19 protein-coding genes and 1 pseudogene are annotated in these 26,427 nt (G+C 59.9%); 16 read left to right on the plus strand and 4 right to left on the minus strand.

What is annotated here, in order from left to right:
* Window positions 1-1,483 (plus strand): GTP-binding protein TypA/BipA (locus tag ACIPLA_RS09645; RefSeq protein WP_401173020.1); only part of this gene is annotated, 1,483 nt, incomplete at its 5' end.
* A gap of 225 nt (window positions 1,484-1,708) precedes the next feature.
* Here ACIPLA_RS09645 and ACIPLA_RS09650 read toward each other — a convergent pair.
* On the minus strand, window positions 1,709-2,146 hold the full coding sequence (locus tag ACIPLA_RS09650) for a YkgJ family cysteine cluster protein (RefSeq protein ID WP_008005123.1): 438 nt from the start codon (window positions 2,144-2,146) through the stop codon (window positions 1,709-1,711).
* Between the two features lie 256 nt (window positions 2,147-2,402).
* Here ACIPLA_RS09650 and ACIPLA_RS09655 point away from each other — a divergent pair, with 256 nt between their 5' ends.
* From ACIPLA_RS09655 to ACIPLA_RS09675, 5 genes are all read left to right on the plus strand, one after another.
* Window positions 2,403-4,853: a glycogen/starch/alpha-glucan phosphorylase gene (locus ACIPLA_RS09655; protein ID WP_123500018.1), complete on the plus strand. Its 2,451-nt coding sequence runs from the start codon at window positions 2,403-2,405 to the stop codon at window positions 4,851-4,853.
* Window positions 4,854-5,142: 289 nt separating this feature from the next.
* On the plus strand, window positions 5,143-8,730 hold the full coding sequence (locus tag ACIPLA_RS09660) for a DUF2339 domain-containing protein (protein WP_401173021.1): 3,588 nt from the start codon (window positions 5,143-5,145) through the stop codon (window positions 8,728-8,730).
* On the plus strand, window positions 8,727-10,094 hold the full coding sequence (locus tag ACIPLA_RS09665; protein ID WP_401173022.1) for a DUF3999 domain-containing protein: 1,368 nt from the start codon (window positions 8,727-8,729) through the stop codon (window positions 10,092-10,094). The genes ACIPLA_RS09660 and ACIPLA_RS09665 overlap by 4 nt, the downstream gene beginning before the upstream one ends.
* A 305-nt stretch (window positions 10,095-10,399) precedes the next feature.
* Window positions 10,400-11,410 (plus strand): class 1 fructose-bisphosphatase, encoded by a 1,011-nt coding sequence (locus ACIPLA_RS09670; RefSeq protein ID WP_063341843.1) that lies wholly within the window; start codon window positions 10,400-10,402, stop codon window positions 11,408-11,410.
* 3 nt (window positions 11,411-11,413) lie between these two features.
* Window positions 11,414-12,016 carry a DUF924 family protein gene (locus ACIPLA_RS09675; protein ID WP_218396977.1) on the plus strand — a complete coding sequence of 201 codons (603 nt, stop codon included), beginning with the start codon at window positions 11,414-11,416 and terminating at the stop codon, window positions 12,014-12,016.
* A 112-nt stretch (window positions 12,017-12,128) separates the two neighbouring features.
* Here ACIPLA_RS09675 and ACIPLA_RS09680 read toward each other — a convergent pair whose 3' ends face one another.
* On the minus strand, window positions 12,129-12,893 hold the full coding sequence (locus ACIPLA_RS09680) for a methyl-accepting chemotaxis protein (RefSeq protein WP_370694726.1): 765 nt from the start codon (window positions 12,891-12,893) through the stop codon (window positions 12,129-12,131).
* A gap of 93 nt (window positions 12,894-12,986) precedes the next feature.
* Window positions 12,987-14,021 (minus strand): annotated as a pseudogene (locus ACIPLA_RS09685) (cache domain-containing protein); the annotation flags it as partial.
* A 279-nt stretch (window positions 14,022-14,300) separates the two neighbouring features.
* Here ACIPLA_RS09685 and ACIPLA_RS09690 point away from each other — a divergent pair.
* Together ACIPLA_RS09690 and ACIPLA_RS09695 are read left to right on the plus strand one after the other, a co-directional pair.
* The gene (locus ACIPLA_RS09690) at window positions 14,301-14,555 is read left to right on the plus strand and encodes a hypothetical protein (RefSeq protein WP_007907841.1); all 255 of its coding nucleotides are present in this window, start codon (window positions 14,301-14,303) and stop codon (window positions 14,553-14,555) included.
* A gap of 33 nt (window positions 14,556-14,588) precedes the next feature.
* Entirely contained in the window at window positions 14,589-15,158 is a 570-nt protein-coding gene (locus ACIPLA_RS09695) for a lipocalin family protein (RefSeq protein WP_008068806.1), read from the plus strand.
* Window positions 15,159-15,277: 119 nt separating this feature from the next.
* On the opposite strand, the gene ACIPLA_RS09700 is transcribed toward ACIPLA_RS09695, so the two are convergent.
* The gene (locus tag ACIPLA_RS09700) at window positions 15,278-16,642 is read right to left on the minus strand and encodes a formimidoylglutamate deiminase (protein WP_063341839.1); all 1,365 of its coding nucleotides are present in this window, start codon (window positions 16,640-16,642) and stop codon (window positions 15,278-15,280) included.
* A gap of 200 nt (window positions 16,643-16,842) precedes the next feature.
* Here ACIPLA_RS09700 and hutC point away from each other — a divergent pair, with 200 nt between their 5' ends.
* The 8 genes from hutC (at window position 16,843) to hutH (ending at window position 26,331) form a co-directional block, all read left to right on the plus strand.
* Window positions 16,843-17,511 carry a histidine utilization repressor gene (gene hutC / locus ACIPLA_RS09705; RefSeq protein WP_232252242.1) on the plus strand — a complete coding sequence of 223 codons (669 nt, stop codon included), beginning with the start codon at window positions 16,843-16,845 and terminating at the stop codon, window positions 17,509-17,511.
* 10 nt (window positions 17,512-17,521) lie between these two features.
* Window positions 17,522-18,091, plus strand: a complete 570-nt coding sequence (locus ACIPLA_RS09710) for a HutD family protein (protein ID WP_218396983.1) — start codon at window positions 17,522-17,524, stop codon at window positions 18,089-18,091.
* Between the two features lie 470 nt (window positions 18,092-18,561).
* Window positions 18,562-20,244: a urocanate hydratase gene (hutU, locus tag ACIPLA_RS09715; protein ID WP_218396984.1), complete on the plus strand. Its 1,683-nt coding sequence runs from the start codon at window positions 18,562-18,564 to the stop codon at window positions 20,242-20,244.
* A 134-nt stretch (window positions 20,245-20,378) separates the two neighbouring features.
* Window positions 20,379-21,851, plus strand: coding sequence for a cytosine permease (locus tag ACIPLA_RS09720; protein WP_218396985.1), 1,473 nt, complete (start codon window positions 20,379-20,381; stop codon window positions 21,849-21,851).
* Between the two features lie 68 nt (window positions 21,852-21,919).
* On the plus strand, window positions 21,920-22,888 hold the full coding sequence (locus ACIPLA_RS09725; RefSeq protein ID WP_123500000.1) for an ABC transporter substrate-binding protein: 969 nt from the start codon (window positions 21,920-21,922) through the stop codon (window positions 22,886-22,888).
* Between the two features lie 71 nt (window positions 22,889-22,959).
* Window positions 22,960-23,811, plus strand: a complete 852-nt coding sequence (locus tag ACIPLA_RS09730; protein ID WP_030129253.1) for a proline/glycine betaine ABC transporter permease — start codon at window positions 22,960-22,962, stop codon at window positions 23,809-23,811.
* On the plus strand, window positions 23,808-24,638 hold the full coding sequence (locus ACIPLA_RS09735) for a glycine betaine/L-proline ABC transporter ATP-binding protein (RefSeq protein WP_007907824.1): 831 nt from the start codon (window positions 23,808-23,810) through the stop codon (window positions 24,636-24,638). The genes ACIPLA_RS09730 and ACIPLA_RS09735 overlap by 4 nt, the downstream gene beginning before the upstream one ends.
* Window positions 24,639-24,807: 169 nt before the next feature.
* Window positions 24,808-26,331: a histidine ammonia-lyase gene (gene hutH / locus ACIPLA_RS09740; RefSeq protein ID WP_401173023.1), complete on the plus strand. Its 1,524-nt coding sequence runs from the start codon at window positions 24,808-24,810 to the stop codon at window positions 26,329-26,331.
* The last annotated feature ends 96 nt before the right edge of the window (window positions 26,332-26,427 follow it).

Below are 26,427 nucleotides of genomic sequence, written 5' to 3' on the forward strand. Positions count from 1 at the left end.
CAAGAAGGCTTTCGAAGCCGGCCTGCGTCCAATCGTGGTGATCAACAAGGTTGACCGTCCAGGCGCGCGTCCGGACTGGGTTCTGGACCAGATCTTCGACCTGTTCGACAACCTCGGTGCTACCGAAGAACAGCTGGACTTCAAAGTCGTCTACGCCTCGGCCCTGAACGGCATTGCCGGTCTGGAACACACCGACATGGCTGAAGACATGACTCCGCTGTACCAGTCGATCGTCGACAACGTACCTGCGCCGAAAGTCGACCGTGACGGTCCGTTCCAGATGCAAATCTCCGCTCTGGACTACAACAGCTTCCTGGGTGTTATCGGCGTTGGCCGTATCGCTCGTGGTCGCATCAAGCCGAACACTCCGGTTGTTGCTATCGACGCCGACGGCAAGAAGCGTAACGGTCGTATCCTGAAGCTGATGGGTCACCACGGCCTGCACCGCATCGACGTTGAAGAAGCAGCTGCCGGCGACATCGTCTGCATCAGCGGCTTCGACCAGCTGTTCATCTCCGACACTCTGTGCGACCCACTGAACGTCGAAGCGATGAAGCCGCTGACCGTTGACGAGCCAACCGTTTCCATGACCTTCCAGGTAAACGACTCGCCTTTCTGCGGTAAAGAAGGCAAGTTCGTCACCAGCCGTAACATCAAGGAACGTCTGGATAAAGAACTGCTCTACAACGTTGCTCTGCGCGTTGAAGAAGGCGACACTGCCGACAAGTTCAAAGTCTCCGGCCGTGGTGAGCTGCACCTCTCGGTACTGATCGAAACCATGCGTCGCGAAGGCTTCGAAATGGGTGTTGGTCGTCCGGAAGTGATCATCCGCATGGTTGACGGCGTCAAGCACGAACCGTACGAAAACGTGACCATCGACCTGCCGGAAGAATCGCAAGGTTCGATCATGGAACAGATCGGTATCCGTAAGGGCGACCTGACCAACATGGTTCCGGATGGCAAGGGCCGTGTGCGCCTTGAGTACAACATCCCGGCTCGTGGCTTGATCGGTTTCCGTAACGAGTTCCTGACCCTGACCTCCGGTGCAGGCATCCTGACCTCGATCTTCGACCGTTACGACGTGATGAAGTCCGGCGACATGTCCGGCCGTCAGAACGGCGTGCTGGTTTCGGTTGCTACCGGTAAGGCGCTGACTTACTCGCTGGAAACCCTGCAAGCTCGCGGCAAACTGTTCCTGGGTCACGGTGAAGACGTGTACGAAGGTCAAATCGTCGGCATCAACAGCCGCGACAACGACCTGGGCGTCAACCCAACCAAAGGCAAGAAGCTCGACAACATGCGTGCTTCGGGTAAAGACGAAACCATCGCTCTGGTTCCGCCTATCCGCTTCACCCTGGAGCAGGCTCTGGAATTCGTTCAAGAAGACGAATTGTGCGAAGTCACTCCTAAGTCCATCCGTCTTCGTAAGAAGATCCTGGGCGAAAGCGAGCGTACCCGCGCTGCCAAGAAAGCTGGTAACTGAGTTTCGACTTAGTTAGCGCTTAAAAAAACGCCCCCGACCGCAAGGTCGGGGGCGTTTTTGTTTGTCTGGGGTTTGTGCGGTGTTTGTGAGGGCCTCTTCGCGAGCAAGCCCGCTCCCACAGGGGATTGGCGTTGAACACAGATCATCTGTAAAGATCAAATCCCCTGTGGGAGCGGGCTTGCTCGCGAAAGCGGTCTGTCTATCGCTGAAGAACTCAACGATTGTTTAAAACTTGTCCAGCGTCCGCGGATTGTTCTCGCGCACCACTTCTTTAGGCTTGTACGCGCAATACCCCGGCCGCGGTCCGATCTTCGGGTGATTGCGGCAGGTATCCGGGCGCTTATCATAAATAGTGCACAAACGGCTCTTGCGATCCAGGTACAGGCAATCGTTGTTGCTCATGCGCTGAAGGGTGAAGATCTCGGACTTCTGGTTATAGCGCTCGACGATTCCTTCCTTCTGCAAACGCTTGGCGATGTTCTTCGGCGGATCGCCACGCTCGAATTCGTCGACAATGCCGATACGGATCAGATCCTTGATCTTGACCTCGACCGGCAAGGTGCAGCAGCTGGACACGCAGGAACCGCACATCGGGGCAGAGTATTTTGCCCAGGTATCGAGGCGATCGATCTCCGCGGCGGCGATCAGGTTGGGCTTCATCATCGGTTGTTACCAGCGTGTGCATCAGGGCGCGCGATCATACCGGGACTGGTGGATTTTTGAACAACCTTTCGCCAGATTTTTTCGCTTGGCGCAAAATAATCCCTGTGTCCGGCACGGCCCCTGCATTGTTTCTGGCACGCGACAACGTAATGTCGACCTATCTCGCACTAACAGGAAAAACTGCCGAACCAGAGTCTCAATGGTCTGTCAGACCGACTAGGCTCAGACAACTTCACGCTCGCTCGAGGTCTTATCGATGACTCAAGAACCACTTGTTCGCGAAGCAGAGGTGGCCGCATTCCGCGACGCCGTCTTGACCAAGCTTACCTACGCGGTGGGCAAAGACCCTGATCACGCCTTCGACCACGACTGGTTCGAAGCCATCGCCCTGGCGGCGCGCGATCACATGGTCGAGCACTGGATGGACCACACCCGGCAGATCTACCGCAAAGGCCAGAAACGGGTCTATTACCTCTCCCTTGAATTCCTGATCGGCCGCTTGCTCTATGACAGCCTGAGCAATCTCGGCCTGCTCGATGTGGCTCGCGAGGCCATGACCGAACTTGGCGTCGACATCGAACGCATCCGTCTGCTGGAACCCGATGCGGCGCTGGGCAACGGAGGTCTCGGGCGTCTGGCGGCGTGCTTCATGGAAAGCATGTCGACCCTCGGCATCGCCGGCCATGGTTACGGCATTCGTTACGAACACGGTTTGTTCCGTCAGGCCATCGTCGACGGCTGGCAGCAGGAGCAGACCGAACACTGGCTGGATTTCGGCAACCCGTGGGAGTTCGAACGGCCGGAGGTCGCCTACCCGATCGGCTTCGGCGGCAGTGTCGAAACCGTGACCGATGAAAACGGCAAATCCAGGCAAGTCTGGTCCCCGGCGGAAACCGTGCGGGCCATTGCCTATGACACCCCGGTGGTCGGTTGGCGCGGCGCGAGTGTCAACACGCTGCGACTGTGGCGTGCCCGGGCCATGGAAGAGTTGCACCTGGAGCGCTTCAACGCTGGCGACCACCTGGGCGCGGTGGCAGAAGTGGCCCGGGCCGAAAGTATCTCCCGCGTGCTCTACCCGGCGGACAGCACCGAGGCCGGCCAGGAACTGCGTCTGCGTCAGGAATACTTCTTCGTCGCTGCATCCCTGCAGGATTTGTTGCGCCGCCATCGCAACATGCACACCTCGGTGCTGACCCTGGGCGATCACGCGGCCATTCAACTCAACGACACTCACCCCTCGATTGCCGTGGCCGAGCTGATGCGTCAGTTGGTCGACGTTTATGACGTGGCGTGGGATGCGGCGTGGCAAGTTACGGTCGACACGCTGTCGTACACCAACCACACGCTGTTGCCGGAGGCGCTGGAAACCTGGCCGGTCGGTTTGATGGAGCGGATGCTGCCACGGCACATGCAGATCATTTACTTGATCAACGCCCAGCACATCGACTCATTGCGGGCCAAGGGCGTTCACGATTTCGACGTGTTGCGTGCGGTGTCGCTGATCGAGGAGGACAACGGTCGTCGCGTGCGCATGGGCAATCTGGCATTCCTTGGTTCTCACAGCGTCAACGGCGTGTCCGGCCTGCACACGCAACTGATGCGCAGCACCGTGTTTTCCGAGTTACATAAACTCTATCCGGAGCGGATCAACAACAAGACCAACGGCATTACTTTCCGCCGCTGGCTCTACCAGGCCAACCCCGAGCTGACCTCGATGATGGTCGACGCCCTCGGCCCGGATATGCTGGATAACCCCGAAGAAAGCCTGATAGGGCTGGAACCGTTTGCCGAGAAGACTGCATTCCGCAAACAGTTCGCCGAACAGCGGCTGCACAGCAAGAAAGCCTTGGCATACCTGATTCATGAACGGCTGGGGGTCGCGATCAACCCGGCGGCGATGTTCGACGTGCAGGTCAAGCGGATCCACGAATACAAACGTCAGTTGCTCAACCTGCTGCACACCGTTGCGCTGTACCAGGCGATTCGTGCCGAACCGGAAATCGACTGGGTGCCGCGGGTGAAGATCTTCGCCGGCAAGGCGGCGGCCAGTTATCACCAGGCCAAATTGATCATCAAACTGACCAACGACATCGCCCGGGTGGTCAACAACGACCCGACCGTGCGTGGTTTGCTTAAAGTGGTGTTCTTGCCCAACTACAACGTCAGCCTGGCCGAAAGCATCATTCCAGCGGCGGATTTGTCGGAACAGATTTCCACCGCAGGCTTCGAAGCCTCGGGCACCAGCAACATGAAGTTCGGCCTCAACGGCGCGCTGACCATCGGCACCCTGGACGGGGCCAACGTGGAGATGAGCGAGCGCATTGGTGTCGAACACATGTTCATCTTCGGCCTCAGCGCCGAGCAAGTGGAAGCGCGCAAACTCAACCATGAGTTCAGCGCGGCACCGGACATTGCCGCCTCCCATCGACTCAACGATGTGTTGCAAGCGATTCGCGGAGGGGTGTTCTCACCAGACGATCCGTCCCGCTACACCACACTGATTGATTCGCTGGTGGACTATGACCGCTTCCTGGTCTGCGCCGATTTCGATTCTTACTGGAACGCTCAGATGCGGGTCGAGGCTCATTGGCACGACTCCAAAGAGTGGTGGCGCTCGGCGGTATTGAGCAGCGCGCGGATGGGCTGGTTCTCGTCCGACCGGACCATTCGCGAGTACGCCACGGATATCTGGAAGGCTTTGGAGTAACTTTCTGCAACAAATGTGCGCAAGGCCCAACGTCCGTTGGGCCTGATCGATATACTAAGCACCAACTTGACCCTTGTGGGAGCGGGCTTGCTCGCGAAAGCGGACCGACATTCAACATCATTGTCGAATGTCAGGCCCTCTTCGCGAGCAAGCCCGCTCCCACATTGGATTTGTGGTGCAGATGCAATCTGCTCTCACACTGGACTCCGGGTGTCTGCTCACTAGACTGAGCTTTGACGCTGTATCGCCCGGATTCGCCCCGCCGCGGGGCCGCTTAGGGATATCGACCATGCAATGGATGTTCATGCTGATTGGGCTGCTGCTGGGCTGGCTACTCGACGAGTCGTTCAGCGATGCGCTGTTGGGCGCTTTGCTCGGGCTGGGTATTGGCCAAGCCATCCGCATCGGCCGCTTGAGTACTCAAACCGCCGAGCAGCGACGCTTGCTCGATCAGGCGCAAGTTGCGCTGAATGCGGTCGAGCAGCGATTGGCATTGCTGGAAGTGTCGGGCGTCAAAACACCTGAAGCCATTGAACCTGCGCCTAGCGAGCCGGTTCCATCCCCTGAAATCATTCTTGAACAAGCGCCTCTCGCATCCCCGGAGCTGATCTGGGAGCTGCCGCCTGAATTTGAACCCATCACGGCGGCCGCCACCGAAACCAGTCGTCCGCTACCCGATGATCTCTGGAAACCCGAACCGGTTGCCCGTGAACCACAGCCGCCGGCGGCGCCTCGCGGCCCGAACTTCATCGAGCGCGCCATCAGCGGCGCGCGCAACTGGTTGTTCGGCGGTAATACCGTGTTGCGGGTCGGCGTGGTGCTGTTGTTCCTCGGCCTGGCCTTCCTGTTGCGCTACGCCACCGAAGGCATGGTGGTGCCGGTCGAGTTGCGTTACGCCGGTGTCGCGGCGGCGGCCTTGGGCTTGCTCGCGCTGGGCTGGTGGCTGCGTCTGCGCAACAGCAATTACGCGTTGATGCTGCAAGGCACCGGGATCGCGGTGTTGTACCTGACCGTATTTGCCGCGATGCGTCTGCATCCATTGCTCGACCCCACGGCTGCACTGGGGCTGTTGGTGGTGGTGACGGTGTTCTCGGCAATTCTCGCCATTACCCAAAACGCCTTGGGCTTGGCCGCCGCAGCTGCCCTGGGTGGTTTCGCCGCGCCGATCCTGACCTCCACCGGCGCCGGCAACCATGTCGCGCTGTTCAGCTACTTCGCCTTGCTCAATGCCGGCATCCTCGCCATCGCGTGGTTCAAGGCCTGGCGGCTGCTTAACCTGATCGGTTTTGTCGGCACCTTCGGCATCGGGTTGGCCTGGGGTCTGCGTTCCTATACACCGGAATTGCTGTGGAGTACCGAGCCGTTCCTGATTCTGTTTTTCCTGATGTACCTGGCCATCGGCTTGTTGTTCGCCCGGCGCAAACTGCTGGAAATGAGCGATGCGCCCGAGGACGACAGCCGCGAGGCGCTGCTGCACTGGTCGGCGCGCAAGGGCGATTACGTCGACGGCACGATGCTGTTCGCCCCTCCGCTGGTGGGTTTCGGTTTGCAGTTCGCGCTGGTGGAGCATCTGGAATTTGCCGCCGCCTTCAGCGCCTTGGCACTGGGCATGATTTACATGGGGCTGGCCCGATTGCTGATGGGCGGTCGAGCATTGTTGTTGGCGGAAACCTGTCTGGCGTTGGGGGTGATTTTCGCCAGCCTGGCGATTCCCTTGGGGCTCGACGCGCGTTGGACCGCAGCTGCCTGGGCGGTGGAAGGCGCGGGGATTTTCTGGCTCGGTCTGCGTCAACAACGACCGCTGGCGCGAGCCTTTGCCTTGCTGCTGCAGCTGGGCTCGGCACTGGCCTTTCTCAGTGAGCTGCGGACTGGTGAGAGCAGCCTGCTCGATGGCGCACCGCTGGGAGCGTTGATGCTCGGCGTGGCGCTGCTGTTCAGCTTCTACCAGTTGCGCAAAGCGTTGCCTGAACAGGCGTCGCAGTGGGAGCGCCAAGCACTGCCGGTGCTGGCCTGTCTGGGGCTGACGTTCCTCTATCTGCTGGCGCCGCTGTTTTTCTTCACCCACGGCACGGCGATCAGTTGGGCGCTGGCCGGGTTGGCGACGCTGTTCGTCGGCCTGCGCCTGCAATCGCGAACCTTCCTGTTCACCGCGTTCGCTGTGCAACTGCTTGGCGGTGCGTTGTTCCTGTTGCGGCTGCAAGGGGCGGGCGGCGAGTCTGCCGCGGTGTTCAGCGCCGGTTGGAGCGGTTTGCTCAGCGCGTCCCTGATCGGGCTGGCATTGATCGCCGGGATGTTGCTGGCGGCCCGCGACGAAATGGTGCGCAGCGACGTGCGTTTGCTGCGCGGCTTGTCAGTGGTGTTGCTGGCCGGCCTGGTGCTGATCAACCTTGCCGTGTTGTTTGTGTTGCCATGGCAAACCGCGAGCGCGGTGTGGGCCGCCAGTGGTTTGTTCATCATCTGGCTGAGCCTGTACCTGAAGCAGCGCGTGAGTTTTGTCTTTGGTCTGCTGTTGCAGGTGATCGGTGGCGCGGCGTTCCTGTTCGCCGGGCCAGACCTGCTCGGCCCGCTGCTCAGCGAAGGGTTGCGACCGTTGGCGCATAGCGGTTTCTGGACGCCGCTGGTGCTGGGGCTGGCCGCCTTCGTCGGGGCCTGGCGTTTGCAGCTCGGCAATCATGCCTCGGCCTTCGATGGGTTGAGCCTGCAGCGCTTGTCCGAAGTATTGCTGGTGTGGGGCGCGGGTTGGTGGGCGCTGGCGTGGGTCAGCGAAGTGCTGCGCTTTGCGCCGTTGAATCTGCAAGCCACTTTGTTGCTGGCCTTCGCCGCCGTGAGTGTCGCGCTGTGGGCGGTGTTGGCGCTACGCATGAAGTGGTCGTCGCTGGGCTTGCTCTGCACGTTGCTGATTCCCGCTGCCGGTATGGTGCTGCTCGCGGCCTGGCATTCGCGTTATCACCCGGCCGCCAACTTCGGCTGGCTAGTTTGGATCGCGGTGTTTGTCGTGCATTTCATCTCGCTGCGGCGTCTGGCGCCGACGCTGCCCGCAACAGCCCTGAGCACCGCCCATGTGCTCGGCTGCTGGCTGTTGATCGGCGTGTTGGCCCTGGAGCTGCGTTACGGTCTGCTGCTGTTGTCGGAACAGTACAACGCCTGGCGCTGGTTGGGCTGGGCGATTCTGCCGAGCCTGTATCTGGTGCTGATGGCTGCACCGCGTGCGTGGCCATGGCCGGTGTCGGCTTATCCCCGCGAGTACCGGGTCTATGCCGCTGCGCCGTTGGCACTGTTGATGCTCGGCTGGTTCTGGTTGGCGAACATCGCCAGTGACGGCACCGCCGAGCCGTTGCCATATGTGCCACTGATCAACCCGCTGGAGCTGGGCCTGCTGTTTGCCCTGTTCGGCGTTTACATCTGGTCTCGCAGCGCCGTGGCGCAACTGGCAATTCGCAAGGAGTACGCCGATAACGCCACGCAAGTGATCGCCGGGGTTTCGCTGTTCGTCTTCTTCACCGCGCTGGTGATGCGCGCGGCTCACCATTGGGGTGGCGTGCCGTACGCGCTGGATCTGCTGCTTGGGTCGATGTTGGTGCAGGCCGGCCTGTCCATCGTCTGGACCCTGATGGCCCTGAGTCTGATGATCGGTGGGCATCTGCGTCATCGCCGCGAAGTCTGGCTGATCGGCGCGGCGCTGATCGCGTTGGTGGTCGCCAAGCTGTTCTTCGTTGAATTGAGTAACCGCGGCGGGCTCGCGCGGATCGTGTCGTTTATCGGCGTTGGCGTGTTGCTGTTGGTGGTGGGCTATTTCGCTCCATTGCCACCCAAGCGTGCCGAAGCTGTGCCGGATGTTGAAAAACCGGCCCCTGAAACCGAAGGAGTGTCGTCTTGAGTCAGAAACTGAACCTGGGCTGGTGGGGGGCTGTGGTGTTGGGTGTGACGCTGTCGGCCGGCGCGCAGGAAAAACCGGCGGACTTTGCCGCGCAGGTGCCGTTGTCGGTGAGTGGCGAAGGCCCGTGGTATCGCCTGGAATTGCCCTTGGGCGTGCAACTGAAAGCGCGGCAAACCGATCTCAGCGATCTACGCGTGTTCAACGCCGCCGGTGAGCCTCAGGCTTATGCGCTGGCCCGAGAACCCGCGCAGACCCGCGAAAACCGCACACTTCACGACGTGAAGTGGTTCCCGTTGTACAACTCGGCGGAAGCCACCGAACGCGCGCCGAGTGTGCGCGTGCAATCGAACACCAACGGCACATTGATCGAGGTGCAGCCGTCCAGCCAGTTGGAGGCGGGCGAAGAAGAGCTGCGCGGCTGGTTACTCGATGCCAGTCGAATCAAGGCGCCGTTACAGCAATTGATCCTCGATTGGACCAGCGATCGCGACGGCTTTCAGCGTTTCAGCATCGAAGCCAGCGACGATTTGCAGCATTGGCAGTCGTGGGGCGAAGGGCAAGTGGCACGTCTGACGTTTGCCGACGAACGGGTTGAGCAACATGAGGTCGGCCTGCCGGGGCAATCGGCGCGCTATCTGCGTTTGCTGTGGAGCTCACCGCAATCGGCGCCAGCGCTGACGTCGGCGCAACTGGAAAGCACCAACCCTCGCACCTTGCCGCTGCCGTTGGTCTGGTCACAACCGTTGGCTGGCACCAGCGTGAAGGCCGGTGAGTACATCTGGCAATTGCCGATGGGGTTGAATGTCCAGCGCTTGCAGATCGAGCTGAATCAGCCCAACAGCCTGGCGCCGGTGACGTTGTCGGGTCGCCGGGAAACCAGCCTGCCGTGGCAAACGCTGACCAGCGGTTTGCTCTACCGCTTGACCCAGAATGGCCAGGACGTGGTGCAGAACGAATTGCAGCTGCCGGGCCAGACCGTGCAGCAATTGAAGCTAACGGTGGATGAGCGCGGCGGTGGCCTGGGCGCCGAAGCGCCGACCGTGCGATTTGCCGTGCGCTCCACGCAACTGGTGTTCCTGGCACGCGGTGCCGGGCCTTATACGCTGGCGTTGGGGAGTGCGACGGTGAAGGCGGCGAGCTTGCCGTTGTCGACGCTGATTCCCGATTACAGCGCGGCGAAGCTGGCGGCGTTGGGCAAGGCGACCGTGGAAGGTGGGGTCGTGGTGACTCCGGCGGCGACCGTGCCTGCGGTGGCGGACACGAACTGGAAGAAATTCGGGTTGTGGGCGGTGCTGTTGCTCAGTGTGCTGTTTTTGGGGGCCATGGCGTTCAGCTTGCTGCGCAAGCCTGCTGCTAAGTCCTGAGAATGGCTGGTGCTATGCGCCATTCGCGAGCAAGCCCGCTCCCACACTGGATCTCGGTCGCACACAAATGTTGTGCACGCTGAAGATCTACTGTGGAAGCGGGCTTGCTCGCGAAAGCGGTCTATCAGCCACAAAAAAACCTCAATCTGCCACTGATCCGCAGGCCACATCGGCCCCATTTCGAACTACGCTCAACCCCGCACATGAACTCTATTGGGTGTATCACGTCTGATAGGAGGAAATGCGCCCCGACTCGCGTTAAACTGCGCGGGTTTTTAGCCCCCCCCATTCCACCGGAGCCGTCCATGTCCCGCGTTACCTTGAGTCGCTATTTGATTGAGCAGACCCGTAGCAACAACACTCCTGCCGATCTGCGCTTCCTGATCGAAGTGGTGGCGCGTGCCTGCAAGGAAATCAACCACGCCGTCTCCAAAGGCGCCCTGGGTGGTGTTCTGGGCAGCATGGGCACTGAAAACGTCCAGGGCGAAGTGCAGAAGAAACTCGACGTGATCTCCAACGAAATCCTGCTCGAAGCCAACGAGTGGGGCGGTCACCTGGCCGGCATGGCGTCCGAAGAAATGGACAACGCCTACCAGATCCCGGGCAAATACCCGAAAGGCGCGTACCTGCTGGTATTTGACCCACTGGACGGTTCGTCGAACATCGACATCAACGCGCCGGTCGGCACCATCTTCTCGGTACTGCGTTGCCCGAACGAATACCTGAGTCAGAACGAGCCCTTGAATGAAAAGGCTTTCCTGCAGCCAGGTACCCAGCAAGTGGCCGCCGGTTATGCCATCTATGGTCCACAGACCATGTTGATCCTGACCCTGGGCGACGGCGTGAAAGGCTTCACCCTGGACCGCGAAATGGGCAGCTTCGTGCTGACCCATGAAGACATCAAGATCCCGGAGTCCACTCAGGAGTTCGCGATCAACGCGTCCAACCAGCGTCACTGGGAAGCTCCGGTACAACGCTACGTCAGCGAATTGCTGGCTGGCGAAGAAGGCCCGTTGAAAAAGAACTACAACATGCGCTGGGTCGCGGCGATGGTCGCGGACGTGCACCGCATCCTGACCCGCGGCGGTCTGTTCATGTACCCACGCGACAGCCGCGAGCCGTCGAAGCCGGGCAAACTGCGCCTGATGTACGAAGCCAACCCGATGTCGTTCCTCGTTGAACAGGCTGGCGGCGCTTCCACCGATGGCCACCAGCGCATCCTCGACATCCAGCCGGAAGGCCTGCACCAGCGTGTTGCGGTGTTCCTCGGTTCGAAAGAAGAAGTTGCCCGCGTCACGGCTTACCACAAGGAATAAACCATGACCGCGCCCTGGCAGCCGTTACTCGAATGGTGGTTTGGATCTTTCGAATCACCCAACGAAATAGCGGCTGACAAGGGCAAGTTATGGTTCGGCAAGCGCGACAGCCAGGATCTCGAAGCGCGGACGCGTTTCGGGAGCCTGGTCGAGCAGGCGCTGGCCGGCGGTTTGACCGAATGGGCGCAACGCCCCGAAGGTTGGCTGGCCCTGGTGCTGTTGCTCGATCAACTTCCTCGCATGATCTTTCGCGATACCCCCAAATCCTTTTCAGGCGATCTCAGGGCTCAGGCTCTGGTAGCGCAAGGCATTGCTGCGGATTTCGATCGGCAACTGCGGCCGATCCAGCGGGTGTTTGTCTATCTGGTGTTCGAGCACTGCGAAAATCTGGCGGTGCAGAACGAAGCGGTTTCGCGGTTTCTGGATCTGGTCGAACAGCAACCCGAGGCGGATCGGACGGTGTTTGCCGACAACCTGGATTATGCCGAGCGGCATCAGAAGATCATTGCGCGATTTGGACGGTTTCCCCATCGCAATGCGGTGTTGGGGCGTGAGTCTACGGCTGAAGAGTTGGAGTTTCTTTCAGGCCCCGGATCTCGCTTCTAAAGTTTCTTTGCGGCTAATGCCGTCTTCGCGGGCAAGCCTCGCTCCTACAGGTTGTGCGGTGCGCCAGTCCCTGTAGGAGCGAGGCTTGCCCGCGAAGGGGCCCTTGAAAACACTAAATCCTGAAACTACCTACCAACTGCTTCAACCGCGCCGCCTGCTGCTCAAGGTCAGCGCACGCACGCAAAGTCGACTGCAAGTTCTCTACGCCTTCCTGATTCAACGTGTTGATCTCGGTGATGTCGACGTTGATCGACTCCACCACAGCAGTTTGCTCCTCGGTCGCGGTGGCCACGGACTGGTTCATCCCGTCGATCTCACCGATGCGCTGCGTCACGCTGCCCAGGCGCTCACCGGCCTGGTTGGCGATGCCGACGCTGCTTTCGCTCTGGCGCTGGCTGTCGGTCATGGTGCTGACCGCTTCCCGGGCGCCGACTTGCAGTTCTTCGATCATCTTCTGCACTTGCTGCGCCGAATCCTGAGTGCGGTGGGCGAGGTTGCGCACCTCATCGGCAACCACGGCAAAACCACGGCCGGCTTCACCGGCACGGGCCGCTTCGATGGCCGCGTTGAGCGCCAGCAGGTTGGTTTGCTGCGAGATGCTGGTGATCACTTCCAGAATCTGGCCGATGTTCACTGTGTTGCTGTTCAGGGTTTCGATGTTGCCGCAGGAATCACTGATTTTTGCCGATAGCTGCTGCATGGCGGCGATGGTTTTATCCACCACTTGCTGACCGTCTTCGGCCAAGGCACGGGCGTCGCTCGAATGTTGCGAGGCGAGGGCGGCGTTCTGGGCGATTTCCTGGGCGGCGGCACCCAATTCGTTGATGGCTGCAGCCACGCTGCTGGTGCGTGAAGCTTGCTGATCGGAGTTGAACATCGATGAGTTCGATGCAGCTACGACGCGCAAGGCGACTTCATTGACCTGACCGGTGGCCGAGGACACTTCACGGATCGAGGTATGAATACGTTCCACAAAACGGTTGAACGAGGTGCCCAACGCACCGAATTCATCCTGGCCGTGAATGGTCAAGCGCTTGGTCAGGTCACCTTCGCCCTCGGCGATGTCATGCATGGCGCGACCCATGGTCAGCAGCGGTTGCATCAGCACGCGGATCAACATGCTCAGTAGCGCGATGATGATCACCACGGCGATGACCATGGCGATGATCGCCGAGGTGCGGAATTCGCTGAGCATCGAGAACGCGGTGTCTTTATCCAGCACCAGCGCCACGTACCAGTCTGCAGACGGCACGCCGTTGACGTGAGTGAAGGAAATGAACCGGGTTTTGCCGTCCAGTTCGACTTCCTTCAGGCCCGGGCTGATTTTCGGCGCCCCGTTGGGGTAAGCGTCAGCCAGGTTCTTGAGCACCAGTTTGCTGTCCGGGTGGATCAGGATCTTGCCGTCGGCGCTGACGATAAATGCATGGCCATGACCGCCGAAGTTCAGCGAGTTGATGATCGCGCTGACGCTGGACAGATCAATGTCTGCACCGGCGACGCCAATCATTTGATTCTGGTGCTTCACCGGCGTGGCAACGGTAATCACCAGTTTGCCCGACGATGCCGCAATGTAGGGTTCGGTGACGATGGTCTGTTGCGCGTTGTTGGCCGCCTTGTACCAGCCACGGGCGCGCGGGTCGTAGTCCGCGGCGCGATTGCCGGCCGGGACCGAGAACATAACGCCATCGGTGCCGCCGAAGTAGCTCAGCTGGAAGTTGCCGGTGTAGGCCGGCAGATCGATGGCGCGCTTGAGATTGGCCTGGGCGCTGCCGTCCACGGCGATTTGCTGGGCCAGCGATTGCAGCAATTGAATGCGGCTTTCCAGCCAGGTCTGAATGTTGCTGGTGGTCAGGCTGCCGAGTTCCTGCATCGAGGACTCGGTACTGCTGAGCAGGGTCTGCCGCTGGCGGTAATCGTTGAACAGGATGAAACAGGCGAATGCAACGGCCACCACAAGGGCGGCGGCCAACAGGATTTTGTGGCTGAATTTCATGTTTCTGGTCATTAAATGAGCTACCGCGAAGGGCTGGTCAACAAGGGGTGTCAATTTGCCACAGTGGAAGGCTTTACACTGCTTCTATGTCGACTGGCCGGCGCCAAAGATTAGGCGGCCTGCGGGAAAACCGACGAAATACTCAACGGCGCGAAAAAGTGGCTGATTTATCGTAAAGGGCAGACGGATGGCCGAACAAATAGCCGCAGGGTCAGGGAACCAGACAAGGGTTTTCTCTTCTAAGCTTCAGCTTGGCAGCCATGCCATTCCCTACGCCCCAGGAGTTACACCATGTCGCTGCGATCTATCGCCTTGCTCTCGTTCTGCGTGTTGTTGGCAGCGTGCGGCAAGATCAATCAGGAAAATTATTCGAAGCTGTCGACCGGCATGCCCAAGGCCGAGGTTGAAACCTTGCTGGGCAAACCGACCGATTGCTCCGGCGCACTCGGCATGTCCAGTTGCACCTGGGGTGACAAAAACAGCTTTATCAGCGTGCAGTATGCCGGTGACAAAGTGCTGATGTTTTCTGGCCAAGGCCTGAAGTAAACCGGGGCTATTCGCCCACGGGAGAAAAAAATAATGAAGCGGTTACTGATCGTACTTTTTGCCGGCCTGGTATTGGCCGGCTGCGCCACTTCTGGCGTAGATCCGTTGGCACCCAAGACCGTCAACACGGTCAACCTCAAGCGCTACCAGGGAACCTGGTACGAACTGGCGCGTCTGCCGGTGTATTTCCAGCGCAACTGCGCACAATCCGAGGCCCATTACAGTCTCAAGCCTGAAGGTGACATGGCGGTGCTGAACCGCTGCCTGACGTCGGACTGGCAATGGGAAGAGGCCAAAGGCACGGCTTATCCACAGGTACCCGGCAAGGCCGACAAGTTGTGGGTCGAGTTCGATACCTGGTTCTCGCGACTGATCCCCGGTGTGGCGAAGGGAGAGTACTGGGTGTTGTACGTCAGCGATGATTACAAGACCGCGATTGTCGGCGACCCGAGCCGCCGTCACCTCTGGCTGCTGTCACGCACCCCGACGGTCAATGGCGTGGTGCGAGAAGAGCTGCTGAGCAAGGCGCGTCAGCAGGGTTATGACACGACGCGACTGATCTGGCGCGCGTCGGATAGCAAGATGGCCAAGACTTCGAACTAACTGTTACCGGCGATCTAATGTGGGAGCGGGCTTGCTCGCGAAAGCGGTCTGTCAGTCAACAATTGTGTTGATGGTGACGGCCCTTTCGCGAGCAAGCCCGCTCCCACATTTTTTTTGGGTCAGCCCAAGAGATCGCGCAGCACCTGGGTAAACGCCCGATTACTCTCTTCTTCCCCGGCATGCCGCCCATCACGCACAACCCACTGGCCGTTGACCAGCACGTCCCGCACCTGGCGATCACCACCGGCGAACAACCAACGATTGAGAATCCCGTCGCCGCTGGCCGTCGCCAGATAGGGATCGTTACCATCCAGCACCAGCCAATCAGCACGCTTGCCCACTTCCAGGGCGCCAATCGGTTGCCCCAGCGCCTGGGCACCGCCATCCAGCGCGGCGTCGTACAGTGTGCGGCCGACCATCGGCTGATCCGCGCCATACAAACGATTCCGCCGCTGATCGCGCAGACGCTGGCCGTATTCCAGCCAGCGCAATTCTTCCACCACGCTTAACGACACATGGCTGTCGGAACCGATGCCCATGCGCCCGCCCTGCGCCAGGAAGTCTACTGCCGGAAAAATCCCGTCGCCGAGGTTGGCTTCGGTGGTCAGGCATAGACCCGCGATGGCGCGGCTCTTGGCCATGAGGGTGACTTCTTCCGGGTTGGCGTGGGTCGCGTGGACCAGGCACCAGCGCTGATCGACGTCGGTGTTTTCGTACAGCCATTGCAACGGACGGCGACCGCTCCAGCTCAGGCAGTCATCGACTTCCTTCTGTTGTTCGGCAATGTGAATGTGTACCGGGCACTGCTTGTCGCTGGCCGCCAGCACTTCACTGATCTGCTGCGGGGTGACCGCGCGTAACGAGTGGAAACACAAACCCAATGCCTGCGCCGGCTGCTGCGCCAGGATCGGCTGCAAGCGCGACTGGAGTTTCAGGTAGTTTTCGGTGCTGTTGATAAAGCGGCGCTGACCTTCGTTCGGGGCCTGGCCACCAAAACCGGAGTGGCTGTAGAGCACTGGCAGCAGGGTCAAGCCGATACCGGCGGAGCTGGCGGCCTGGCTGATGCGCAACGCCAGTTCGGCCGGGTCTGCGTACGGTTGGCCGCTCGTATCGTGGTGTACATAATGAAATTCCGCGACCGAGGTGTAACCGGCCTTGAGCATTTCGATGTACAGCTGACGGGCGATGACGCCAAGTTGGTCCGGGCTGATTTTTCCGACGAGCCGGTACATCAAATCGCGCCAGGTCCAGAAACTGTCATTCGGATTACCCGCCACTTCCGCCAGCCCGGCCATGGCGCGCTGGAAGGCGTGGGAGTGTAAATTCGGCATCCCCGGCAGTAGCGGACCGCTCAGCCGTTCGGCGTCATCTGCGTGAGAATCGGCCTGGATATGGGTCAGCACGCCATCGGCGCTGACCTCAAGACGTACATTGTTGGCCCATCCACTAGGCAGCAGCGCGCGTTCGGCAAAGAAGGCGGACATGGTTCAGCACCCCATCGTGTGTTATTTGTATATACATATACAGACGTTTGCCTGCTCGGTAAACTCCGGCAAGCTAGCAACCTCTAACAGATGAACAAGGATTAACCGTGCCGACTCCCTCTGCCACATTGCCGCCGAATGCCAATCTGAGCGCCAATCTGGGCGACAGTCCGGCGCCCTTGTACGCCCGCGTAAAACAGATGATCACCCAGCAGATCGATAGTGGAAACTGGCCGCCGCATTACCGCGTTCCGTCGGAAAGCGAGTTGGTCAGCCAGCTGGGTTTCAGCCGCATGACCATCAACCGCGCCCTGCGCGAGATGACCGCCGACGGCCTGTTGGTGCGCATGCAAGGCGTCGGAACGTTCGTCGCCGAGCCGAAAAGCCAGTCCGCCCTGTTTGAAGTGCACAACATCGCCGACGAGATCGCCTCCCGTGGCCATCGCCACACCTGCAAGGTGATCACCCTCGAAGAAGAGGCCGCCGGTTCCGAGCGGGCCCTGGCGCTGGACATGCGCGAAGGGCAGAAAGTGTTTCACTCGTTGATCGTGCATTTCGAAAACGATATTCCGGTGCAAATCGAAGACCGTTTCGTCAACGCGCTGGTGGCGCCGGAGTACCTCAAGCAAGACTTCACCCTGCAAACGCCTTACGCCTATCTGAATCAGGTTGCGCCGCTGACCGAAGGCGAGCACGTGGTTGAAGCGATTCTTGCCGAGCCGTCTGAATGCAAATTGCTGCAGATTGAAAAGGGCGAGCCGTGCCTGCTGATTCGTCGCCGCACCTGGTCCGGCCGTCAGCCAGTGACCGCCGCCCGTTTGATCCACCCCGGTTCCCGTCATCGTCTGGAAGGACGGTTCCATAAATAAAGAGCCATAAATGAGCCAGTTGAAAGTTTTACGCGCGGCCGATTACCCGCGTATGCCGTGGAAAAACGGCGGTGGCAGCACCGAAGAAATCACCCGTGATGGAGGTGCCGGCCTTGAGGGTTTCGGCTGGCGCCTGTCGATTGCCGATATTGGCGAGTCGGGCGGTTTTTCAACCTTTGCCGGCTATGAGCGGGTGATCACCGTGCTGCAAGGCGACGGCATGAGCTTGCGGGTTGATGGTCAGGACACTCGGCCATTGTTACCACTGGACCCCTTTGCTTTCAGTGGCGAGAGTCATGTGTCCTGCACATTGCTCGGCGGGCCGATCCGCGACTTCAACCTGATTTATGCGCCGGACCGTTACAGCGCGCGGTTGCAGTGGCTGGAGGGTGAGCAGCGGTTTTTCAGTTCCGCCGGCACCGTGCTGGTGTTCAGCGTGGCTGAACAACTTGAAGTGACGGTGGGTAACAACGCCTCTCAGCTAGGGCGCCATGATTGTCTGCAACTGGACGGTAACGTTGGCCTGCTGGATATCTCCAGCAACGGCCCATGCTGCGTGATCGAGCTGATCGCACGCTGATCCAAAATCCTTTCGCGGGCAAGCCTCGCTCCTACAGGTTTTTTGTCGTTCTCACGTTGGGATGGCAAACATAAACCCTGTAGGAGCGAGGCTTGCCCGCGAAGCTTTCCACCGTTCAAATCCGTTTCCCATTGCGCACCACTTTGTTACCGAACGCCCCAGCGTGGCGCAAAACCACGCTCAAGTAACAGCTGCCACGCCCTTCGCAAAATCCCCCAGAAAAATTTCATCTTCGCTAGAACCCTTGATTCAGGCGCTCTCCAGCCATTTTTAAAACTTTTCTTGAACACCCATCCAGCAAGTTGGCCGCTTGATTGCATATGCTTGTATGTACAAGTAAAGACGTATGCGTATGAGTCGATCGAGACTCCTCGCAACGTCCACTGATTCGCTTGTGGCGCTTTGACGCGCACAGGCTGGCTTGCCCACCGCCAGGGCTGGTTTGGATTGATTGATGAGGAGTCTTTTTCGTGACTGACAATAAGCCTACTAAGTTTCGTAACGTCGAAATCCGCGCTGCCCGCGGTAACAAGCTGACCGCCAAGAGCTGGCTGACTGAAGCGCCGCTGCGCATGCTGATGAACAACCTCGACCCGGAAGTCGCCGAGAACCCTAAAGAACTGGTGGTTTACGGTGGCATTGGTCGTGCAGCACGTAATTGGGAATGCTACGACAAGATCGTCGAAAGCCTGACCAACCTGAACGACGACGAGACCCTGCTGGTGCAATCCGGCAAGCCGGTCGGCGTGTTCAAGACCCACAGCAACGCCCCACGCGTGCTAATCGCCAACTCCAACCTGGTGCCACACTGGGCGAGCTGGGAACACTTCAACGAACTCGACGCCAAAGGCCTGGCCATGTACGGCCAGATGACCGCTGGCAGCTGGATCTACATCGGCAGCCAGGGCATCGTCCAGGGCACCTACGAAACCTTCGTTGAAGCCGGTCGCCAACACTACAACGATGACCTGAAAGGTCGTTGGGTCCTGACCGCAGGCCTCGGCGGCATGGGCGGCGCTCAACCTCTGGCTGCAACACTGGCCGGCGCTTGCTCGCTGAACATCGAATGCCAGCAGGTCAGCATCGATTTCCGCCTGAACAGCCGTTATGTCGATGAGCAAGCCACCGACCTCGACGACGCGCTGGCCCGCATCGCCAAATACACCAAGGAAGGCAAAGCGATTTCCATCGCCCTGCTGGGTAACGCGGCTGAAATCCTGCCGGAACTGGTCAAGCGCGGCGTGCGCCCAGACATGGTCACCGACCAGACCAGCGCCCACGACCCGCTCAACGGCTACCTGCCAGCCGGCTGGACCTGGGAAGAGTACCGCGCTCGCGCCAAGACCGAGCCGGCTGCCGTGGTCAAAGCCGCCAAGCAGTCCATGGCCGTGCACGTTAAAGCGATGCTCGAATTCCAGAAGATGGGTATTCCGACCTTCGACTACGGCAACAACATCCGTCAGATGGCACAAGAAGAAGGCGTTGAAAACGCGTTCGACTTCCCAGGCTTCGTACCGGCTTACATCCGTCCGCTGTTCTGCCGCGGTATCGGTCCGTTCCGTTGGGCTGCACTATCGGGCGATCCGCAAGACATCTACAAAACCGACGCCAAAGTAAAAGAACTGATCCCGGACGACGCCCACCTGCACAACTGGCTGGACATGGCGCGCGAGCGCATCAGCTTCCAGGGTCTGCCGGCACGTATCTGCTGGGTTGGCCTGGGCCTGCGCGCCAAGCTGGGTCTGGCGTTCAACGAAATGGTTCGCAGCGGTGAATTGTCCGCGCCAATCGTGATCGGTCGCGATCACCTGGACTCCGGCTCTGTTGCCAGCCCTAACCGCGAAACCGAATCGATGCAGGACGGTTCCGACGCCGTGTCCGACTGGCCACTGCTCAACGCTCTGCTCAACACCGCGAGCGGCGCGACCTGGGTTTCTCTGCATCACGGCGGCGGCGTCGGCATGGGCTTCTCCCAGCACTCGGGCATGGTGATTGTCTGCGACGGTACGGACGAAGCGGCCGAGCGTATCGCTCGCGTGCTGCACAACGACCCGGCTACCGGTGTTATGCGTCACGCCGATGCGGGTTACCAGATCGCAATCGACTGCGCCAAGGAGCAGGGTCTGAACCTGCCGATGATTACCGGTAAATAACGCAGAAATACCTGTAGGAGCGAGGCTTGCCCGCGAAGGCGTCTTAACTGACACACCGCGGTGCATTCTTCGCGGGCAAGCCTCGCTCCTACAGGGATCACCAACATCGAATAACAATCCACAGAGGTTGAATCATGGCTGTTAACAGCGATCGTGCAGGCAGTAAACCGTTGATCGAGAAACGTTCGATCGACTACATCCCGGAAGCGGAGAGACACGGTCGTCTGTTGAGCCAGTTCACTCTGTGGATGGGTGCCAACCTGCAAATCACCGCAATTGTGACCGGGGCCCTGGCCGTGGTGCTGGGCGGTGATGTGTTCTGGTCGTTGATTGGTCTGTTGATCGGTCAACTGCTCGGCGGTGGTGTAATGGCGCTGCATGCGGCGCAAGGGCCCAAGCTTGGCCTGCCGCAGATGATCTCCAGCCGGGTACAGTTCGGCGTGTATGGCGCGGCCATCCCGATCGTGCTGGTGTGCCTGATGTACCTGGGCTTCACCGCAACGGGCACCGTGCTTTCCGGCCAGGCGTTGGGCCAGTTGTTTGGCGTCAGCGACAGCGTCGGTATCCTCATCTTCGCCAGTGTCATCGTGCTGGTCACGGTGCTCGGTTATCGGGTGATCCATTTCATCGGCCGTGTCGCCAGCGTCATTGGCGTGATTGCCTTCGTTTACCTGTTCAGTCGCCTGATGAGCCAGACTGACGTTGGCGCACTCCTGCAAATCCGCCACTTCAGCTGGAGCAGCTTTCTGCTTGCGGTGTCGCTCGCGGCGTCCTGGCAGATCGCCTTCGGCCCCTACGTGGCTGACTACTCACGCTACCTGCCGAGCAAGATTTCCTCGGTGAAAACTTTTTTTGCCGCAGGCGCGGGTTCGGTCATTGGTGCGCAGGTAGCGATGGTCCTCGGCGTGTTCGCTGCCGCATCGGCCAACGGCCAGTTTGCCGGTCACGAAGTCGCCTACATCGTCGGTCTGGGCGGTACCGGTGCCACCGCTGCGCTGCTGTATTTCAGCATCGCGTTCGGCAAGGTCACCATCTCCACGCTGAACTCCTACGGCAGCTTCATGTGCATTGCGACCATCATCAGCGGCTTCCGTGGTGACCTGAAGGTATCGCGCTTGCAGCGTCTGGTCTTCGTGCTGGTCATCGTCGGTGCTGCGACCCTGATGGCGCTGCTCGGTCAGCACTCGTTCCTCGGTGCGTTCAAGTCCTTCATCCTGTTCCTGCTGGCGTTCTTCACGCCATGGAGCGCGATCAACCTGGTGGACTACTACTGCATCACCCGCGAACGCTATGACGTGCCGGCGCTGGCCGATCCGAACGGTCGCTACGGCCGTTGGAACCCCCTCGGTATCAGCGTCTATGTCTTCGGTGTGCTGGTGCAACTGCCGTTCATCGCTACCAAGTTCTATACCGGTCCGCTGGTGGACGCTCTGGGCGGTGTGGATATTTCCTGGATCATCGGTCTGGTGCTTCCCGCAGGCCTGTATTACGTGTGCGCGAAAAAATGGCACAGCGCAGTACCCGATCACCTGATCCTGCCGGTCGAGCAGGACAGCGATGTACAACCTGAAACAAGCGGGGCCGGTCGCGCTGCTGCGCAGGCCTGATTGGACGTGGACAGGGCTGGATGCCTCTTGACTGCCGTAAGCCAACTCATGATTAGGAGCGTCAAACAATGAAATCGAACAAGACCCTGCTGACCACATTGCTTTCCATGGGCCTGCTGGCCAGTGCTGGCGCCACCCAGGCGGCTGGCTGGTGCGAATCGGGCAAACCGGTGAAGTTCGCCGGCCTGAACTGGGAAAGCGGCATGCTGCTGACCGACGTGATGCAAATCGTCTTGGAGAAAGGCTACGACTGCAAGACTGACAGCCTGCCAGGCAACTCCATCACCATGGAAAACGCCCTGAGCAGCAACGACATTCAAGTGTTTGCCGAAGAGTGGGTCGGTCGTAGTGAAGTCTGGAACAAGGCCGAGAAGGCCGGCAAGGTTATCGGTGTCGGCGCTCCGGTCGTTGGCGCGATCGAAGGCTGGTACGTGCCGCGTTACGTGATCGAAGGCGATGCCAAGCGCAAGCTGGAGCCAAAAGCCCCGGACCTGAAAGCGATCGCCGATCTGGGCAAATACGCTGCCGTGTTCAAGGATCAGGAAGAGCCATCCAAGGGTCGTTTCTACAACTGCCCGGCCGGCTGGACCTGTGAGCTGGACAACAGCGAAATGCTCAAAAGCTACGGCCTGGAAAGCACCTACACCAACTTCCGCCCAGGTACCGGCCCGGCGCTGGATGCGGCAGTGCTATCGAGCTACAAGCGTGGCGAGCCGATCCTGTTCTACTACTGGTCGCCAACCCCACTGATGGGCCAGGTCGACCTGGTCAAACTCGAAGAAAAGCCAGGCGTGGACAAGAGCGTGACCATCAAGGTCGGCCTGTCCAAGACCTTCCACGAGCAAGCCCCGGAACTGGTGGCCGTGCTGGAAAAGGTCAACCTGCCAATCGACCTGCTGAATCAGAACCTCGGGCGCATGGCCAAAGAGCGGATCGAATCGCCAAAACTGGCCAAGATCTTCTTGAAGGAACATCCTGAAGTCTGGCACGCGTGGGTGAGCGAAGACGCAGCCAAAAAGATCGACGCGGCCTTGTAGGTCGAGTGTCTCCGACTGTCGGCAACGGCAGTCGGATGCTTGATCGCAACCCCTTGATTGAGAGTCTTTTTATGTTTCCCGAAAGCTTTACCTTTTCCATCGCCGACTGGGTCAACAGTTGGGTCGATTCGCTGGTCACCAACTACGGCGATGTGTTTCGCAGCATCTCCGACACCCTGCTGTGGGCCATCGTCAATCTCGAAGGGCTGCTGCGTGCGGCGCCCTGGTGGCTGATGCTGGCGATCGTGGCGGGCGTTGCCTGGCACGCGACCCGTAAAGTCGTGACCACGTCGGTCATCGTCGGTCTGCTGTTCCTGGTGGGGGCGGTCGGCCTCTGGGACAAGCTGATGCAGACCCTGGCGCTGATGATGGTGGCGACGGTCATCTCGGTGCTGATCGGCATTCCGCTGGGTATTCTCTCGGCACGCAGCAATCGCCTGCGTTCGGTGCTGATGCCGCTGCTGGACATCATGCAGACCATGCCGAGTTTCGTGTACCTGATCCCGGTATTGATGCTGTTTGGCCTGGGCAAGGTCCCGGCGATTTTCGCCACAGTGATCTACGCCGCGCCGCCGCTGATCCGCCTGACTGATCTGGGTATTCGTCAGGTCGACGGTGAAGTGATGGAAGCGATCAACGCCTTCGGCGCCAATCGCTGGCAGCAACTGTTTGGCGTGCAACTGCCGCTGGCCCTGCCGAGCATCATGGCCGGGATCAACCAGACCACCATGATGGCCCTGTCGATGGTGGTAATCGCCTCGATGATCGGTGCCCGTGGCTTGGGTGAAGATGTGTTGGTGGGGATTCAGACCCTCAACGTCGGACGTGGCCTTGAAGCCGGTCTGGCGATCGTGATTCTGGCAGTGGTCATCGACCGCATTACTCAGGCGTATGGTCGGCCACGGCATGAGGTGAGCAAATGAGCAACGAAGCCATCAGCAAGATTGAAGTCAAGAACGTCTTCAAGATTTTCGGCAACCGTTCCAAAGACGCGCTGGAAATGATTCGCCAAAAAAAGACCAAGGACCAGGTCTTGGCCGAAACCGGTTGTGTGGTCGGCGTGAACGACCTGTCGCTGAGCATCGGCACCGGCGAGATCTTCGTGATCATGGGCCTGTCGGGTTCCGGCAAGTCGACCCTGGTGCGCCACTTCAATCGCCTGATCGACCCTACCAGCGGCGCGATCCTGGTGGACGGCGTGGACATCCTGCAATACGACATGGAAGCCCTGCGCGAATTTCGCCGGCACAAGATCAGCATGGTGTTCCAGAGCTTCGGCCTGCTGCCGCACAAGACCGTGCTGGATAACGTCGCCTACGGCTTGAAAGTGCGTGGCGAGAGCAAGCAGATGTGCGCCGAGCGTGCGTTGCACTGGATCAACACCGTGGGCCTGAAGGGCTACGAAAACAAATACCCGCATCAGCTGTCTGGCGGTATGCGCCAGCGTGTGGGCCTGGCGCGCGCCCTGGCGGCGGACACCGACATCATCTTGATGGACGAAGCCTTCAGCGCCCTCGACCCGCTGATCCGCGCCGAAATGCAGGATCAGTTGCTGGAACTGCAAAAGACCCTGCACAAGACCATCGTCTTCATCACCCACGACCTCGACGAGGCTGTGCGCATCGGCAACCGCATCGCGATCCTCAAGGATGGCCGCCTGATTCAGGTCGGCACGCCACGAGAGATCCTGCATTCGCCGGCGGATGAGTATGTGGACCGGTTCGTACAGCGGCGGGCTGCGGTAGTTTGAGAGATTTGCGGTGATCGGGCGGGCCTCTTCGCGGGCAAGCCTCGCTCCTACAGAATTGGCGTTTGCCATCCGGATGTGGGAACGACACAAACCTTGTAGGAGCGAGGCTTGCCCGCGAAGGCGTCAGTGAAGCTGCATCAATATCAAGGTTGTACGCACGAGGTTGAAGATGTCCCAGGCTGAAAAAATCGTTATCGCCGACGCCCCGTTGCGTTGGCAGGATGTGGTTGCCGTCGCTCGCCATGGCGCGCAGCTTGAGCTGTCGCCCCAGATCTGGGCACGGATCGAGAACGCCCAGGCGATCGTCCAGCGCATCGTCGCCAGCGGCGAGCGTGCCTACGGCGTCAACACCGGCCTGGGCGCCTTGTGCAACGTCTCGCTCAAAGACGAACAACTCAGCCAGTTGTCGCGCAATACCTTGCTCAGTCACGCCTGTGGCGTCGGCGCCCCCTTGGCCGACGAACAGACCCGCGCAATCATGTGCGCCGCTATTCGCAACTATAGCCATGGCAAATCCGGCATTCATCGCCGGGTGGTCGAAGCCCTGTTGGCACTGCTCAATCGCGGCATCACCCCGCAAGTACCGTCCCAAGGTTCGGTGGGCTACCTGACCCACATGGCCCACATCGGAATCACGCTGCTGGGTGTCGGCAATGTCAGCTATCGCGGGCAGATCGTTTCCGCGCAGCAGGCCTTGAGTGAGGAGGGTCTGCAACCGGTTCAGCTCGGCGCCAAAGATGGTTTGTGCCTGGTCAATGGCACGCCATGCATGACCGGTCTCAGCTGTCTGGCAATTGCCGATGCGACGCGTCTGGTGCAGTGGGCCGATGTGATCGGTGCCATGAGCTTCGAAGCCCAGCGCGGTCAGATCGCCGCGTTCGATGCCGAGATCATCGCGCTCAAGCCTCACCCGGGCATGCAGCAAGTTGGCATCAACTTGCGGGCATTGCTTGATGGCAGTGAAGTGATTGCCAGCAGCAAAGGCATTCGCACTCAAGATGCATTGAGCATCCGTTCGATCCCGCAAGTCCACGGCGCCGCTCGCGATCAACTTGAACACGCGAAACAGCAGATCGAAACCGAACTCAACTCTGTTACCGACAACCCGATGCTGCTGGGCACGCCGGACAACTTCCGGGTGATGTCCCAGGCCAACCCGCACGGTCAGTCAGTGGCATTGGCGGCGGATTTGCTGGCGATTGCCATGGCCGAAATCGGCTCCATCGCCGAGCGTCGGCTGGACCGCTTGATCAACCCGCACGTCAGCGGTCTGCCGGCGTTTCTGGTGGCCAATCCCGGGGTGAATTCCGGGATGATGATCGTCCAGTACGTTGCCGCGTCCCTGTGTGCGGAAAATCGTCAACTGGCGCAGCCGGCGGTGCTCGACAACTATGTCACCTCGGGCTTGCAGGAAGACCACTTGAGCATGGGCACCAATGCGGCGCTGAAGCTGCATCGCGCGTTGGAAAACTGCACGCAGATCCTCGCCATTGAATATTTGCTGGCATCCCAGGCGTTTGAATTCCTCAAAGAACAACGCTTCGGCGCAGGCACCGATGCCGCGTGGCGTCTGCTGCGTGAACGAGTCCCGGCCTACGACCAGGACCGCTGGCTGGCACCGGACATTGCTGCCGCTGCCAGTGTTTTGAAAGACCCGATTTTGTTGCACAAGGCTTTACCCAACCTGAACTGATTTCTACAAACACCAGCGTGCCAAGGCGCGGCTCCCCAAAAGCGAGACGCGACGGACAACGGACATCTCCGGAGCGTCTGGTGAGTTAACAACAAA

The organism is Pseudomonas sp. NPDC086112, from assembly GCF_044746425.1.
Taxonomy (GTDB): Bacteria; Pseudomonadota; Gammaproteobacteria; order Pseudomonadales; family Pseudomonadaceae; genus Aquipseudomonas.

Excerpts from the sequence above, each read along its gene's own strand:
- ACIPLA_RS09650 (WP_008005123.1), bottom strand. The coding sequence starts at position 2,146 with ATGATGAAGCCCAACCTGATCGCCGCCGCGGAGATCGATCGCCTCGAT.
- ACIPLA_RS09655 (WP_123500018.1), top strand. The coding sequence starts at position 2,403 with ATGACTCAAGAACCACTTGTTCGCGAAGCAGAGGTGGCCGCATTCCGC.
- ACIPLA_RS09660 (WP_401173021.1), top strand. The coding sequence starts at position 5,143 with ATGCAATGGATGTTCATGCTGATTGGGCTGCTGCTGGGCTGGCTACTC.
- ACIPLA_RS09670 (WP_063341843.1), top strand. The coding sequence starts at position 10,400 with ATGTCCCGCGTTACCTTGAGTCGCTATTTGATTGAGCAGACCCGTAGC.
- ACIPLA_RS09675 (WP_218396977.1), top strand. The coding sequence starts at position 11,414 with ATGACCGCGCCCTGGCAGCCGTTACTCGAATGGTGGTTTGGATCTTTC.
- ACIPLA_RS09680 (WP_370694726.1), bottom strand. The coding sequence starts at position 12,893 with ATGTTCAACTCCGATCAGCAAGCTTCACGCACCAGCAGCGTGGCTGCA.
- ACIPLA_RS09690 (WP_007907841.1), top strand. The coding sequence starts at position 14,301 with ATGTCGCTGCGATCTATCGCCTTGCTCTCGTTCTGCGTGTTGTTGGCA.
- ACIPLA_RS09695 (WP_008068806.1), top strand. The coding sequence starts at position 14,589 with ATGAAGCGGTTACTGATCGTACTTTTTGCCGGCCTGGTATTGGCCGGC.
- ACIPLA_RS09700 (WP_063341839.1), bottom strand. The coding sequence starts at position 16,642 with ATGTCCGCCTTCTTTGCCGAACGCGCGCTGCTGCCTAGTGGATGGGCC.
- hutC (WP_232252242.1), top strand. The coding sequence starts at position 16,843 with ATGATCACCCAGCAGATCGATAGTGGAAACTGGCCGCCGCATTACCGC.
- ACIPLA_RS09710 (WP_218396983.1), top strand. The coding sequence starts at position 17,522 with ATGAGCCAGTTGAAAGTTTTACGCGCGGCCGATTACCCGCGTATGCCG.
- ACIPLA_RS09720 (WP_218396985.1), top strand. The coding sequence starts at position 20,379 with ATGGCTGTTAACAGCGATCGTGCAGGCAGTAAACCGTTGATCGAGAAA.
- ACIPLA_RS09725 (WP_123500000.1), top strand. The coding sequence starts at position 21,920 with ATGAAATCGAACAAGACCCTGCTGACCACATTGCTTTCCATGGGCCTG.
- ACIPLA_RS09730 (WP_030129253.1), top strand. The coding sequence starts at position 22,960 with ATGTTTCCCGAAAGCTTTACCTTTTCCATCGCCGACTGGGTCAACAGT.
- ACIPLA_RS09735 (WP_007907824.1), top strand. The coding sequence starts at position 23,808 with ATGAGCAACGAAGCCATCAGCAAGATTGAAGTCAAGAACGTCTTCAAG.
- hutH (WP_401173023.1), top strand. The coding sequence starts at position 24,808 with ATGTCCCAGGCTGAAAAAATCGTTATCGCCGACGCCCCGTTGCGTTGG.